We start from the raw sequence: 12950 nt of genomic DNA on the forward strand, positions 1-12950 counted from the left end.
TGCCAAAAGGTGGCCACCCTAGCGACAGGATGATGGCCGATGCGCGCGATACCGACCCTTGCCCTCACTCTCGGTTTGCTGACAGCGGCAAACCCCGTGCTGGCCCAGAATGGGCCGCTGCCCACGATCAGCGTCGAGACGCTGAAGGACGTCACCAAGACGCTCTCCTCCGATGCGTTCGAGGGGCGCAAGCCGACCACGGCGGGCGAGGCAAAGGCGACAGACTATATCGTCGAGCGCTTCAAGGCCGCCGGGTTGAAGCCGGGGAATGACGGCAAATGGTTTCAGGACGTGCCGCTGGTCGAACTGACCGCGAAGAACGTGACGCCGCTCAGCTTCACCGGCGGCAAGGCCCCGGTGAGCCTCGCCTATCGCAGCGATGTCGTGATCGCCACCTATCGCGTTACGCCCAGGATCGACATTCGGAACAGCCCGGTGGTGTTCGTCGGCTATGGCATCACCGCGCCCGAGCGCGGCTGGGACGATTATGCGGGCGTCGATGTGAAGGGCAAGACCGTCGTCATCCTGGTCAACGATCCCGATTGGCAGACGCCGACCAACCAAGGCCTCTTCGAGGGGCGCGCGATGACCTATTATGGCCGCTGGACCTACAAGTTCGAGGAAGCCGCGCGCCACGGGGCGGCGGCCGCGATCATCGTGCACGAAACCGCGCCCGCCGCTTATGGCTGGGGCGTGGTGCAATCGAGCTGGACCGGCCCGCAATTGGAGCTGGACGAAGCGGGCGACCATGCCGACCAGAGCCAGGCGGTCGGCTGGATGCAATTGGCCAAGGCGCGCGAACTGTTCGCGAGCGCCGGGCAGGATTTCGATGCGCTGAACGCGGCGGCAAAGGTGAAGGGCTTCAAGGCGGTTCCGCTGGGCGTCACCGCGTCGGTATCGTTCGACAACACGATCAAGCGGCAGGCGTCGAAGAATGTGATCGGCATCCTTCCGGGTACGACGGCGCCGAACGACTATGTCTATTACACCGCGCATTGGGACCATCTCGGGCATTGCGATGCGGTGAAGGGCGACGACATCTGCAATGGCGCGCTTGACAATGCGAGCGGGGTCGCCGGGCTGGTGGCACTCGCCGAGGCGAATGTGAAGGCGGGCCCGGCGCGGCGCACGCTCGTATTCCTGTCGGTCACCTGCGAGGAATGCGGGCTGCTGGGGTCGCGTTATTATGCGCAGCACCCGATCTACCCGATCGCGCAGACCGTCGGCGGCGTGAACATGGACGGGCTTAACACCGTTGGCCGCGCCAAGGATTTTGTGGTGACGGGGGCTGGCAAATCCGAGCTGGAAGACCGCATGAAGCTGCTGGTCGAAGCGCAGGGCCGCGTGGTGAAGCCCGAACCCAATCCCGAGCGCGGCAGCTATTTCCGCTCGGACCATTTCAGCTTCGCCAAGCTCGGCGTGCCAATGTTCTACGGCGAATCGGGCGAGGATCTGCGCGTTGGCGGCGAGGCGGCGGGGCACGCCGCAACGCTCGATTATATCGAGCATCGCTATCACAAGCCGCAGGACGAATATAATCCGGCGTGGGACTGGTCGGGCGCGGTCGAGGATGTGCAGCTTTATTATGCGCTCGGCCGGTCGCTGGCGGATGGTGCCGATTGGCCGAATTGGTACAAGACCGCCGAATTCCGCTCGATTCGCGATCAAAGCCGGGCGGCTGCAGGAAAGTAACGCATGACTCGTCCCTTGCCGCCCGCCGAATGGGCCCCCCACGCCGCCGTCTGGATCGGTTTTCCGAGCCATCCCGAATTGTGGGAAGCCGATCTCGAACCCGCGCAGGAAGAAGTCGCGGCGTTCGCGCGCGCGGTGCATGCCGGGGGACGCGGCGAGCGCGTGCTGCTCGTCGCCGCCAACGATGCGGCGGCAGCGGCCGCCGAGCGGCTGGCGGGCGATGTCGCGAGCGTCGTGGTCGAGCCGTTCGGCGACATCTGGTTGCGCGACACCGGGCCGATCGTGCTGTCCGACGGCAGCGCACGTGACTTTGGCTTCAACGGCTGGGGCGGCAAATATGATTTGCCGGGCGACGACGATATCGGGCGGCGGCTGGCCGCGCGCAAGAAACTGCCGGTCGAAAGCTGCGACTGGGTGCTGGAGGGCGGCGCGATCGACGGCGATGGCACCGGGCTGGTGGTGACGACCGAGCAATGCCTGCTCAACCCCAATCGCAATCCGTCCTTGACCAGGAGCGAGATCGAGCAGCGCCTGCGCGACGATCTCGGGCTGGTCGACGTGCTGTGGCTGGGCGACGGGCTGATGCACGACCATACCGACGGGCATGTCGACAATCTGGCGCGTTTCGTTGCGCCTGGCGTGCTTGTGATCCCGGAAGCGGCCGAGAACGACCCCAATTGGCTGGTCTATCAGCGCGCCGCGCAAGCCGCATCCGCCAAGGACGGCATCGAGCTGGTGCGGATCCCGTCGCCCGGTCGCGTGCTTCGCGACGACGAGATCGTGCCCGCCAGCTATATGAACTTCTACATTGGCAATGCCGCCGTCGTGGTGCCGCTCTACGGTGCGCCCAACGACGATGCTGCGGTGGCGGCGGTGCAGGCGCTGTTTCCGGATCGCGCGGCGGTGGGCTTGCGGGCGGACGCAATCCTGACCGGGGGCGGGAGCTTCCACTGCATTTCGCAGCAACTGCCGGCGTAACGGGGGGCATTGGGCTCCGCGCGCCGCCACTCTACCCGTTCGTTTCGAGCGTAGTCGAGAAACCTGCGCGACCTGTGACAGGTTTCTCGACTACGCTCGAAACGAACGGACAGGGGTACGATGGTCGTGGGGCCTCCCTCTTATTGCAAAACGAAAAACGCCAGCGACGCCACTGCCATCACGGCGGTGGCGATCCAGCCGATGACGATCATCGGCCAGGGCAGCGTCAGGCGGCCCATGATGCGGCGGTTGGTGGCGATCAGCATCATCACCGCCATCAGCGGTGCAGCCAGCACGCCGTTGACCACCGCGCTCCAATAGAGCGCCTTGATCGGGTCGATCGCGGTGAAGTTGAGCGCGACCCCGCCCAATGTGGCAGCGGCGATGGTCGCGTAAAAGGCACGCGCCTCGCGCGGTTTGCGGCGCAGGCCCGAGGTCCAGCCCAGCATCTCGGACACGCCGTACGCAGCCGACCCAGCCAGCACCGGCACGGCCAGCATCCCCGTCGCGATGATCCCAACGGCGAACAGCGCGAAGGTAAACACCCCGGCGATCGGGCGCAGCGCTTCGGCGGCCTGCGACGAGGTCTTGATATCGGTCACCCCGTGCGCGTTGAGCGTGGCGGCGGTGGCGAAGATAATGAAGATTGCGATCAGGTTGGAAAAGCCCATCCCGATTACCGTGTCGTTGCGCACGCGCGCGAGCTCCGGGCCGGCCGCGCGGGGGGTGATGCACAAGGGCTTGGCATTGCGGCGGTGCATTTCCTCCACCTCCTGCCCGCTTTGCCAGAAGAAGAGGTACGGCGAAATCGTGGTGCCGAGGATCGCGACCAGCGCCATCGCATGGTCGGCGTCCCACGTCATGCCTGGCAGTACGGTGCTTTTCAGCGCGATCGACCACGGCACCTGCGCTGCAAACACCACCGCGACATAGGCGAAAAGCGACAGCGTCGCCCATTTCAGGATTGCGGCATAGCGTGGGTAACTGACGAAGGTTTCCAGGACGATACACACGAGCCCGAAGGCGATCGTATAAACCAGCTCCGGCCCGCCAAGCAGCAGACGCAACGCCGCCCCCATCGCGCCGAGATCGGCACCGAGATTGATGACATTGGCGACCAGCAGCAGCAGCACGACTGCGCGCAGCAGATAGGGAGAATAATGCCGCCGCAGATTCTGCGCGATGCCGCAGCCGGTGACGAGGCCGATGCGCGCCGCGATCTCCTGCGTCACCACCATCAGCGGGTAGCTGAACAGCATCGTCCAGGCGAGGCCATAGCCAAATTGCGCACCGATCTGGCTGTAGGTGGCAATGCCGCTGGGATCGTCATCGGCGGCACCCGTAACGAGGCCGGGGCCAAGGGCGGCCAATATGTTTGCGGGGGGCGCGTCGTCGGGGCGATCGTGAGAAGGGCTTGGCATAACAGAGGGCTAACAGGTCGTGGGCATGGAAGCGAGGATGGTGCGTTTGAAGAGTGGCAGCGCGGTGCACGCTCCCCTATATGGCGCGGCATGACCGAAATCACCGTCGCCGCGCTGCAGCTCGCCTTCACGTCCGATCTGGACGCCAACATCGCCCATGTCTCCGAGCTCGTGCGCGAGGCGGCGGGCAAGGGCGCGCAGGTGATCCTGCCGCCCGAATTGTTCGAGGGCGAATATTTTTGCCGGGTCGAGGATGAAGGGCTGTTCGCCAACGCCAAGCCGGTGGGCGAGCATAAGGCGGTGCTGGCGATGCAGAGCCTTGCGCGCGAACTGGGCGTGACGATCCCGACCAGCTTCTTCGAGGCCGATGGCCCGCACCATTACAATTCGCTGGCGATGATCGGGCCCGATGGCGCGGTGCAGGGCGTGTATCGCAAGAGCCATATTCCGGATGGGCCGGGCTATGAGGAGAAATTCTATTTCCGGCCGGGCAATACCGGCTTCAAGGTGTGGCCGGGGCCAGATGCAACGACGCTGGGCGTCGGCATCTGCTGGGACCAATGGTATCCTGAAACCGCGCGCGCGCTGATGCTGATGGGATCGCACGTGCTGTTCTTCCCGACCGCGATCGGCAGCGAGCCGCATGACACCTCACTCGACACCGCGCGGCTGTGGTGCCGCGCGATGGTGGGGCATGCGGTGTCCAACGTCGTGCCCGTGGTTGCCGCCAACCGCATTGGCGTGGAGCATGGCCAGACCTTCTACGGCACCAGCTTCATCACCGACGAGCGCGGCGACATCCTGGCCGAACTGGGCCGCGAGGAAACCGGTGTGATCGTAGCCACGCTCGACCTCGACCGGATCAAGCGCCACCGCGCCGCCTTCGGCTTCTTCCGCGACCGGCGGCCCGAACTGTACGGGCGGTTGGTGCAGGACATCTGAGGGAACAGCACGCCCGTTATCGGGCGGTGTCGCGCCGCTTCCGTTCGTTTCGAGCGTAGTCGAGAAACAGGCCGCGAGCGCAGTGACGGGTTTCTCGACTACGCTCGAAACGAACGGTTTGCTATACAGCCTTTTGCGTCAGGACTCGCATCATGGAAATCGAAGTCAGCGCCGAAGCCAAGGACAAGCGGCTCAATCGCTGGGTGGCGATGACCGTCGTCATCCTGTCGGTGTTCATGGGGCTGGGCAATATCAAGGACGGCAACATCGTCCAGAACATGGCGCAGGCCAAAGCCGATTCGGTCGATCACTGGGCGCAGTATCAAGCGACCAAGACCAAGATCCACATCAACGAAACCGCGCGCGCCGAGTTGGTGGTGCTTTCCACCACCCCCGCCGCGCGGGCGGCGGCGGGTAGCGCGATCGCCGGGCTCGATCGCGACATCGCCAAATATCGCGCCGAGGCACCGGTGCTGGCCAAGCAGGCGCAGGGCTTTGCCGATCGGTACGACGCGCTCAACGTCCATGACGACCAGTTCGACGCGAGCGAGGCGTTGATCGCCACCGCCATTTCGATGGCGGCGGTGGCGGCGCTGGCCGAGAGTTTCTGGTTGCTCGTCGCCGGTTGGGTGTTCGGCGGCTTCGGCCTGTTCATGGGGGTGTGCGGCTTTGCCGGCTGGGCGTTCCACCCCGATGTGCTGAGCAATTTCCTCGGCTGAAACGCGTCAGCGGCGCGGCGTCCCCACTTCGGCGCGCACCACCAGCGGTTTCTGGCAGCCATCGACCGTACGCAGCACCGCCGCGACTTGCTGCGCGGGCGGTTCTTGCCCAAGCGGGCGAATGCTGGCGGTGGGGAGCGTGTCACTAGCCACGATGGCACCGTAATGTTGACACATCGGCTTGACCGCAGCCGTTTTGGCCTCGGGCGCGGCCGCGATCATCATGGGTGCCAACACCATCAAAGGGACAATCCGCATTGAAAGCCTCCGTTCAGAAGGCCGGTTCATAACCGCAAGCCGCCGTTACTGCGAGTCCCGTAGTTCCAGCGCCCGCGCGAACACCGCTTCGAACATCTCGGTCGTCAGCCGCCCGGTATTCTGATTGTAGCTGGAGCAGTGATAGCTATCGATCAGGATGCGGCCATCGGGCATGCGGTGTTCGGCGAGGTGGCCGAAGCGGCATTTGGGCAGCTTGCCGCCGAGCATCTTGACCGCCGATTGATGCGCGGTCTGGCCCAGCGCCACGAAGATGCGCGCGTGAGGGAGTGCCGCCGCCTGCCCCTCCAGGAAGGGGCGGCAGGTGCGGATTTCCTCGGGCGTCGGCTTGTTCTCGGGCGGCAGGCATTTGACCGCGTCGAGGATCATCGCGCCGTCGAGCGCCAGCGTATCGTCGGGCTTGCCTTCATACTCGCCGGTGGCGAGGCCGAATTTGGCGAGCGTGCCGAACAGCAAGGGGGCGGAGCGATCCCCGGTGAACGGGCGGCCAGTGCGATTCGCGCCATATTGCGCGGGGGCGAGGCCGATGATGCCGAGCCAGGCGGCGGGATCGCCAAAGGCGGTGACGGGGCCGTTCCACCAATCGGGATGCTCGGCCTGCAGGCTTTCGCGCAGGGCGACGAGGCGCGGGCAGCGCGGGCAATCGCGTGGGGGTTCGGTTTCGGGGATTGGGCTGGGTGCGAAGTTCATCAAGGTGCGATAGGCGTGTTTCGGTGCAAAGCTCAACCTATGCCATCGCCTTGGGCTCCAACCGGCGTGGCCGCCACGGCGGCCCGGTCGCCGAAGTGCGCGCCGCGATCGCCGCGCTGGACGGCGTAGTCGCAACCTCCCCGATTATCGGTAGCGCGCCGCTCGGGCCGTCGATCCGGCGCTTCGCCAATGCGGCGGTGCTGCTGGAGAGTGCGCTGACGCCGCCGCAGATGCTCGCTCGATTGAAAGCGATCGAGCGCAGCTTCGGGCGGCGGCGTGGCGCGCGTTGGGGCGCGCGGGTGATCGACCTCGACATCGTGCTGTGGTCAGGGGGAATGTGGTCGACGGCAGGGCTGACCGTGCCGCATATCGCCTTTCGCGAGCGCGGCTTTGTGCTTGATCCATTACGCACGATCGCCCCCGATTGGCGCGATCCGGTAGCGGGCCGGACCGTCCGGCAGCTTCATGCGCGGCTGAACAAGCCGCAACCCCTGGGTTGACCGCGCCCGAACGCGCTCCTAACGCAAGCGCCGAGTGGGCCCGTAGCTCAGTTGGTAGAGCAACGGACTTTTAATCTGTAGGTCTCGGGTTCGAGTCCCGACGGGCCCACCATTCCCAACGATCGCTCTCCGTTCCTCGCACCGCTGCCTGCGCTGCCGACGGCATCGCGCCACCGGCAGCGGGGCTGGACGTTAGGCGATCGTCGGAATGATCCCGCCCTCGGCGCGGATCGCCGCACCGTTGGTGACGGCGGCGAGCGGGCTGGCGAGATAGGTCACGATCGACCCGATTTCGTCGGCCTCGATCAGGCGGCGGATCAACGAGAGCGGGCGCAGCTTTTCGAAGAACTCGACCTCCTGCTCGGCGGCCGAGGCATCCTTATTCTCGACCACCGAATGAATGAAATCGACGATCCCTTCCGACCGGGTCGGCCCCGGCAGCACCGAATTTACGGTAACCCCGGTTCCGCGCGTTTGCTCGGCCAGGCCGCGCGCAATCGACAATTGCGCGGTCTTGGTCATGCCGTAATGGATCATTTCGCCGGGGGGCAGCAGCCCGCTTTCGCTGGCGATGAAGATCACGCGGCCCCAATCACGCGCCAGCATGCGCGGGAAATAATGCCGGGCGAGGCGGATGCCGCTGACCACGTTGACCTCGAAAAAGCGATGCCATTCCGCATCGCTGACCTCGACGAACGGCTTGGCTTCGTAAATGCCGAGATTGTTGACCAGGATATCGACCTCGGGCGCGGCAGCGATCAGCGTGGCAGCCCCCTCGGCGGTGGCGACATCGGCGAGCACGCCGCGCACCGTGCCGATGGCGGCGACTTCGGCGACGGCGGCATCGAGCTTGGCCTGGTCGCGCCCGCTGACGATGATCTCGACGCCTTCGGCCGCCAGCCGTTTGGCGATCGCCAAGCCGATGCCGGCGGTCGATCCCGTTACGATTGCGGTTTTGCCGTTCAGTTGCAGGTCCATTGTGATTTCCTCGCGCTGTCTTGGATGCTGCGAAGATAAGGCGACCGGCCATTCGTGATTAGAAGGCAGGATTACATTTCAGAAGTGATTCGATATCATGAAAGCCGATGGACAATCGGCTGGGCGATATCGAGATTTTTCTGGCGGCGGCGCGCGCGGGCAGCCTGGCGGCTGCGGCCAAAGAGCTGCGACTGACGCCGTCTGCGGTCAGCCGCAGCGTCGCGCGGCTGGAGGCGCGGCTGGGGGTCGTGCTGTTGCGACGGACGACACGCTCGCTGGCCTTGACTGCCGAAGGCGAACGCTATCGCGAGCGCATGGCGCGACTGGTCGCCGACATGGCCGAGGTGGAAAGCGGCCTGGGGCGCGAGACGCAGGAGCCGCGCGGAACGTTGCGCGTCAACGCATCGGTGCCGTTCGGAACGCAGTGCCTGCTGCCGCTGCTGCCCGCCTTCACGGCGCGCTATCCCCATGTCCTGGTCGATCTCGCTTTGTCGGATGCACTCGTCGATCTGGTGGAGGAACGCGCCGACATTGCGATCCGGATCGGGCCGCTGCGCGACACCCGCTTGCGCGCGAAGAAGCTTGGGCACAGCAAGATGCTGCTGGTCGCCAGCCCGTCCTATCTCGCGCATTATGGCATGCCGCAAACGCCAGACGATCTCGATACGCATCGCTGCCTGCAGTTCAGCTTCCGGCGATCGATCGATGGTTGGCCGTTTCGGCTTGGGCAGCGCGTGGTGCATCGCGCGGTTGAAAGTGCCTTTCTCGGCAATTCGGGCGATGTCGTCCGCCTGATGGCGGTGGCCGGTGGCGGGATCGCGCGCCTCTCGCGGTTTCACGTCGCGGGGGACCTGCAAAGCGGGCGGTTGGTCGAAGTGCTGGCCGCCTATAATCCGGGCGACGGCGAGGATATCCATGCGCTGTATTCGGCGCAGGACCGTCTTGCCCCGCGCGTGCGGGCGTTGCTCGACTATCTGGACGAAGCGCTGATCCTGCCCGGCTGATTCGTCGCGAGTCGCAGAATGGAGCGCAAATGGGTCGTGTTTGCGGTATCCAAAACGGTGCTACGGCGTTCCACCCGCAGGGAGCGACAGTGATGACCCAGATAATGGTGGACGTAACGGCATTGGGCGGCGGCACTGTGCTGTTGCTGGCGGTGGTGCTGGCGGGCGGCTTTCTTGCGGTGCAGCGGCGCTGGTTGACGCTGGTGCTGGTGGTGGTCGGGACGACGTCGGGGTCGATCGCGGTGACGCTGATCAAGGGGCTGGTCGCGCGGGTGCGACCGCCGCTCGACGAACGGCTCGTTGCGGTGTCCTCGGCCAGCTTCCCGAGCGGCCATGCCGCCAACAGCGCGATCGTCTACCTCACCTTGGCGTTGCTGCTGGTGCAGACGGTGCATGGACACGCGGCGCGTGTCTATATTCTCGCGGCAACGGCGGTGCTGGTGGTGCTGATCGGGGTCAGCCGTCTCTATCTGCACGTGCATTGGCCGAGCGACGTCGTTGGCGGCTGGGTGTTCGGTACGATTTGGGCGCTCGGCTGGTGGGCGCTTGGCCGCAAATTGGGGGCGGACACCCGCGCTCAGCGGCCGTAAGTTCCGCCGCTTCATTCATCGCGCAGCAATCTTGTACGGCGCACCCGCCCACACGGTCGAATCGTTTCCGGGAGACGACGAATTGACCTTGATATAGTATTACATAACATCTATCGCACTGCAGCATCGTTCTCTGAAAGGCCGTCCCCCGCATGTTTCGAGCCACCTTGTTGTCCAGCGCCGCTCTGTTGTTTTTCGTGCCTGCCACTGCTTATGCCGATACGGTAGCCGCTCCGGCTGCGACGGCGGATGCGCCGGGTGCCGCGACCGACAAGACCAACGGCGGACCGGATATCGTCGTGACCGGGCGGCTTGATGCCGCGCGCGCCTCGATCCAGCCTAGCCTCGGTGCGACGACCTACACCATCACCAGCGAGACGATTCGCGCCTTGCCCGGCGGTGACAATCAGCAGCTCAACCAGATCCTGCTGCAATTGCCGGGCGTGGTGCAGGATGGCGGCGGCCAGTTCCATGTGCGCGATGACCATAACAACCTGCAATATCGTATCAACGGCACGATCCTGCCCGAAGGCGTCGCCGTGTTCGGGCAGACGCTGAGCCCGCGCCTGGTCGAGCGGTTCGATCTGCGCACCGGCGCGCTGCCCGCGCAATATGGGCTGCGCACGGCGGGCATCATCGACATCACCACCAAGAATGGCTTCAAAAATGGTGGCGAAGTGTCGCTTTATGGCGGCACCAACGACACCATCCAGCCGAGCTTCGACTATGGCGGCTCGACGGGCAAAACCAATTATTTCGTTACCGGCAGCTACAAGCACAGCAATATCGGGATCGAGGCGGTCGATGGCGGCCGCACCCCGCTGCACGACGACACCGACCAATATCAGGGCTTCGTCTATGTCGACCACACGCTGAACGAGAACAATCGCGTGTCGTTCATGGGCGGCTATTCCGACCAGAGCTTCCAGATTCCCAATCCGCGCGGCCTCACCCCCAGCCACGGCTATAACGTTGGCGGCGTTACCAATTTTCTCAGCGACACTCTCGATGAGCGGCAGCACGAGCGCACTGCCTTTGGCCTTGCCAGCCTGTTGCACGATGCCGGCCCGGTCACGCTGCAGGCATCGCTGTTCGCGCGCTATTCCAGCTTGCGCTACACACCCGATACGCTCGGCGAATTGCTGTTCAACGGCATCGCGCAAAAGGCGTTCAAGCAGGACTTCACCTTTGGCGGTCAGGTCGAGGGTGTGTACCGCGCCAGCGATGCGCATACCCTGCGCGGCGGCGTGATCGTGTCGCGCGACCGCAGCAACAGCCAGACCTCGAGCCAGGTGTTCCCGGTGGATGGCACAGGCGCGCAAATCGGCCAGCCGATCACGGTCGTCGACAATGGTGCCAAGACCGAAATGACCTACAGCGTCTATCTGCAGGACGAATGGAAGATCGCGGACCCGCTGATCGTCAATTTCGGCGGCCGCTTCGACCATTATGACGGCTACCGTTCCGAATCGCAGTTCTCGCCGCGCATTAATGCCGTGCTCACACCGTCCAAGGGGCTCACGCTCCATGCCGGCTACGCGCGCTATTTCTCGCCTGCGCCGTTCTCCAATGTCGCCACCAACAGCGTGTTGAAGTATCGCGGCACCAGCGCGCAGGCACCGGGCGATGACGGCGTCAACCCGCCGCTCGCCACCGTGCCCTTTGCCGAGCGGCAGGACTATTTCGATATCGGTGCCGAACAGAAGATCGGGCGGGTCACGCTCGGGATCGACGCGTACCACCGGCGCTCGAAAAATCTGGTCGACGAAGGCCAGTTCGGTGCGCCGATCATCCTGACGCCGTTCAATTATGCGCGCGGGCGGATCGACGGGATCGAAGGCAATATTTCCTATCAGCACGGCCCGTTGCTGGCTTATGCCAATTTTTCCTACGCCAAGGCCAAAGGGTTTTCGATCGCGTCGGGCCAGTTCAATTTTTCGCCCGATGACCTGGCCTATATTGCGAAGAACTACATCTATCTCGACCACGACCAGACCTATACCGGGTCGGCAGGCGTGTCGTACCGGTTCGATCAGGGCTTTCTGCGCGACAGCCGCGTGGGCGGCAGCATGATTTACGGGTCTGGCCTGCGCAAGGATGGCGACGTGCCCAATGGCGGCAAGCTGACGCCCTATGCGGTGTTCAACCTGACCGCGAGCCATGAGTTCAAGGGGCCGGGCGTGACGATCCGTGCCGACATCATCAACGTGGCCGACCGCGTCTATGAAATCCGCGATGGGTCGGGCGTGGGCGTGGGCGCACCGCAATTCGGTGCGCGCCGCGGCTTCCTGTTCGGGATCAGCAAGACGATCTGATGCGGTGTCCCCCTCCCGCGTGCGGGAGGGGGAGCGCGCCATCAGCCGATGGTTACCCCGACGATCTGCCAGCGGCCATCGACGCGGTCGAGCGTGACCGTTTCGATCGCGTCGGCCTTGTTGGCGAAGCTGGTGCGGAATTTGACCATCGTATAGCCGGCCGGCGGTGCCGGGACGTCCTCCTCGCTGACGAATCCCCGCGAGATCACCGCGCCAAGCGGCACGCGAACCTGCTGCGAGGTCCGCGACCAGACCTGCAACGTGTTCTGCTTGCGGAACGCCGGGCCGGTGCCGCGATAGCTCGCGTCCCAGTCATAATGGTCGACAAGGTCGAGCCAGTTGAGCGCCGCCGCCACCGCCTCGGCATGTGCCGGTGCAGTGGTCGCGGTTGGCGGCGCGGTCGTGGGTCTCTGCGGCAGCGCGACAAGCACCAGGAGGGACAGGACAAGCGTCATGAGAACGACTCCGATCAGACGGGAGGTGGGGCGGTAGGTGCGCCCCGCGCCGACCACCGGCACGCCGTCCTGATCGTCGTGGGAGTCGATCGCGTCGTCCCCGATTCGCACGTCCCCTAAGAAATCGGGGGGCGGAAACCCCGCGCTGCCCTCGGCGTCGAGCAACAGGCGCGCGGCCTCGCGGCTGCTCGAAACCGCCATCTTCCGCCGCGCATCGCGCAGGCGTTCGTTGATTGTATGGACCGACAGGCCAAGGTTGCGCGCGACCGATTTCGCGTCATGCCCGCGCACGATCAGACGAAGCGTCTGCTTTTCCTTTTCGGTGAGCGCCCAAAAGGCGTCTTTCCCCGGCATCTCCATGCCTTGGCCTAGGTCGCGGACGGTAGTGCG

At 64.8% G+C, this 12950-nt stretch carries 13 protein-coding genes and 1 tRNA gene; 9 read left to right on the forward strand and 5 right to left on the reverse strand.

Going from position 1 to position 12950, the window contains the following annotated elements; all coding sequences use genetic code 11:
• Positions 1 to 39 precede the first annotated feature (39 nt).
• Together EJC47_RS05925 and EJC47_RS05930 are read left to right on the forward strand one after the other, a co-directional pair.
• Positions 40 to 1692, forward strand: a complete 1653-nt coding sequence (locus EJC47_RS05925) for a M28 family metallopeptidase (RefSeq protein ID WP_185867574.1) — start codon at positions 40 to 42, stop codon at positions 1690 to 1692.
• A 3-nt stretch (positions 1693 to 1695) separates the two neighbouring features.
• On the forward strand, positions 1696 to 2670 hold the full coding sequence (locus EJC47_RS05930; RefSeq protein ID WP_126845987.1) for an agmatine deiminase family protein: 975 nt from the start codon (positions 1696 to 1698) through the stop codon (positions 2668 to 2670).
• Positions 2671 to 2810: 140 nt separating this feature from the next.
• Here the strand turns inward: EJC47_RS05930 and EJC47_RS05935 are convergent, their stop codons facing one another.
• On the reverse strand, positions 2811 to 4040 hold the full coding sequence (locus EJC47_RS05935; RefSeq protein ID WP_312845337.1) for an NRAMP family divalent metal transporter: 1230 nt from the start codon (positions 4038 to 4040) through the stop codon (positions 2811 to 2813).
• Positions 4041 to 4181: 141 nt separating this feature from the next.
• Between EJC47_RS05935 and aguB the strand changes: the two genes are divergently transcribed.
• Together aguB and EJC47_RS05945 are read left to right on the forward strand one after the other, a co-directional pair.
• Positions 4182 to 5033, forward strand: a complete 852-nt coding sequence (gene aguB / locus EJC47_RS05940) for an N-carbamoylputrescine amidase (protein ID WP_126845991.1) — start codon at positions 4182 to 4184, stop codon at positions 5031 to 5033.
• 152 nt (positions 5034 to 5185) lie between these two features.
• A complete protein-coding gene (locus tag EJC47_RS05945; RefSeq protein WP_126845993.1) occupies positions 5186 to 5752 on the forward strand; it encodes a DUF4337 domain-containing protein in 567 nt (188 codons plus the stop codon).
• Between the two features lie 6 nt (positions 5753 to 5758).
• Here the strand turns inward: EJC47_RS05945 and EJC47_RS05950 are convergent, their stop codons facing one another.
• Positions 5759 to 6010, reverse strand: a complete 252-nt coding sequence (locus EJC47_RS05950) for a hypothetical protein (RefSeq protein ID WP_126845995.1) — start codon at positions 6008 to 6010, stop codon at positions 5759 to 5761.
• Between the two features lie 45 nt (positions 6011 to 6055).
• On the reverse strand, positions 6056 to 6718 hold the full coding sequence (locus EJC47_RS05955; RefSeq protein ID WP_126846184.1) for a uracil-DNA glycosylase: 663 nt from the start codon (positions 6716 to 6718) through the stop codon (positions 6056 to 6058).
• Positions 6719 to 6741: 23 nt separating this feature from the next.
• Here EJC47_RS05955 and folK point away from each other — a divergent pair, with 23 nt between their 5' ends.
• Both folK and EJC47_RS05965 read left to right on the forward strand, forming a co-directional pair.
• A complete protein-coding gene (gene folK / locus EJC47_RS05960; protein WP_126845997.1) occupies positions 6742 to 7218 on the forward strand; it encodes a 2-amino-4-hydroxy-6-hydroxymethyldihydropteridine diphosphokinase in 477 nt (158 codons plus the stop codon).
• A 36-nt stretch (positions 7219 to 7254) separates the two neighbouring features.
• Positions 7255 to 7330 (forward strand) — tRNA-Lys (locus tag EJC47_RS05965).
• An 80-nt stretch (positions 7331 to 7410) separates the two neighbouring features.
• Here EJC47_RS05965 and EJC47_RS05970 read toward each other — a convergent pair.
• On the reverse strand, positions 7411 to 8196 hold the full coding sequence (locus EJC47_RS05970) for an SDR family NAD(P)-dependent oxidoreductase (RefSeq protein WP_126845999.1): 786 nt from the start codon (positions 8194 to 8196) through the stop codon (positions 7411 to 7413).
• A gap of 107 nt (positions 8197 to 8303) precedes the next feature.
• Here EJC47_RS05970 and EJC47_RS05975 point away from each other — a divergent pair, with 107 nt between their 5' ends.
• The 3 genes from EJC47_RS05975 (at position 8304) to EJC47_RS05985 (ending at position 12105) form a co-directional block, all read left to right on the forward strand.
• Complete coding sequence (locus EJC47_RS05975) at positions 8304 to 9200, forward strand: LysR substrate-binding domain-containing protein (RefSeq protein WP_126846001.1); 897 nt, start codon at positions 8304 to 8306, stop codon at positions 9198 to 9200.
• Between the two features lie 92 nt (positions 9201 to 9292).
• The gene (locus EJC47_RS05980; protein ID WP_033966791.1) at positions 9293 to 9790 is read left to right on the forward strand and encodes a phosphatase PAP2 family protein; all 498 of its coding nucleotides are present in this window, start codon (positions 9293 to 9295) and stop codon (positions 9788 to 9790) included.
• A 152-nt stretch (positions 9791 to 9942) separates the two neighbouring features.
• The gene (locus EJC47_RS05985; RefSeq protein ID WP_126846003.1) at positions 9943 to 12105 is read left to right on the forward strand and encodes a TonB-dependent receptor; all 2163 of its coding nucleotides are present in this window, start codon (positions 9943 to 9945) and stop codon (positions 12103 to 12105) included.
• 41 nt (positions 12106 to 12146) lie between these two features.
• Here the strand turns inward: EJC47_RS05985 and EJC47_RS05990 are convergent, their stop codons facing one another.
• On the reverse strand, positions 12147 to 12914 hold the full coding sequence (locus EJC47_RS05990; RefSeq protein WP_126846005.1) for a helix-turn-helix domain-containing protein: 768 nt from the start codon (positions 12912 to 12914) through the stop codon (positions 12147 to 12149).
• Positions 12915 to 12950 lie beyond the last annotated feature (36 nt).

The organism is Sphingomonas sp. TF3, assembly GCF_003985085.1.
Lineage (GTDB): Bacteria > Pseudomonadota > Alphaproteobacteria > Sphingomonadales > Sphingomonadaceae > Sphingomonas.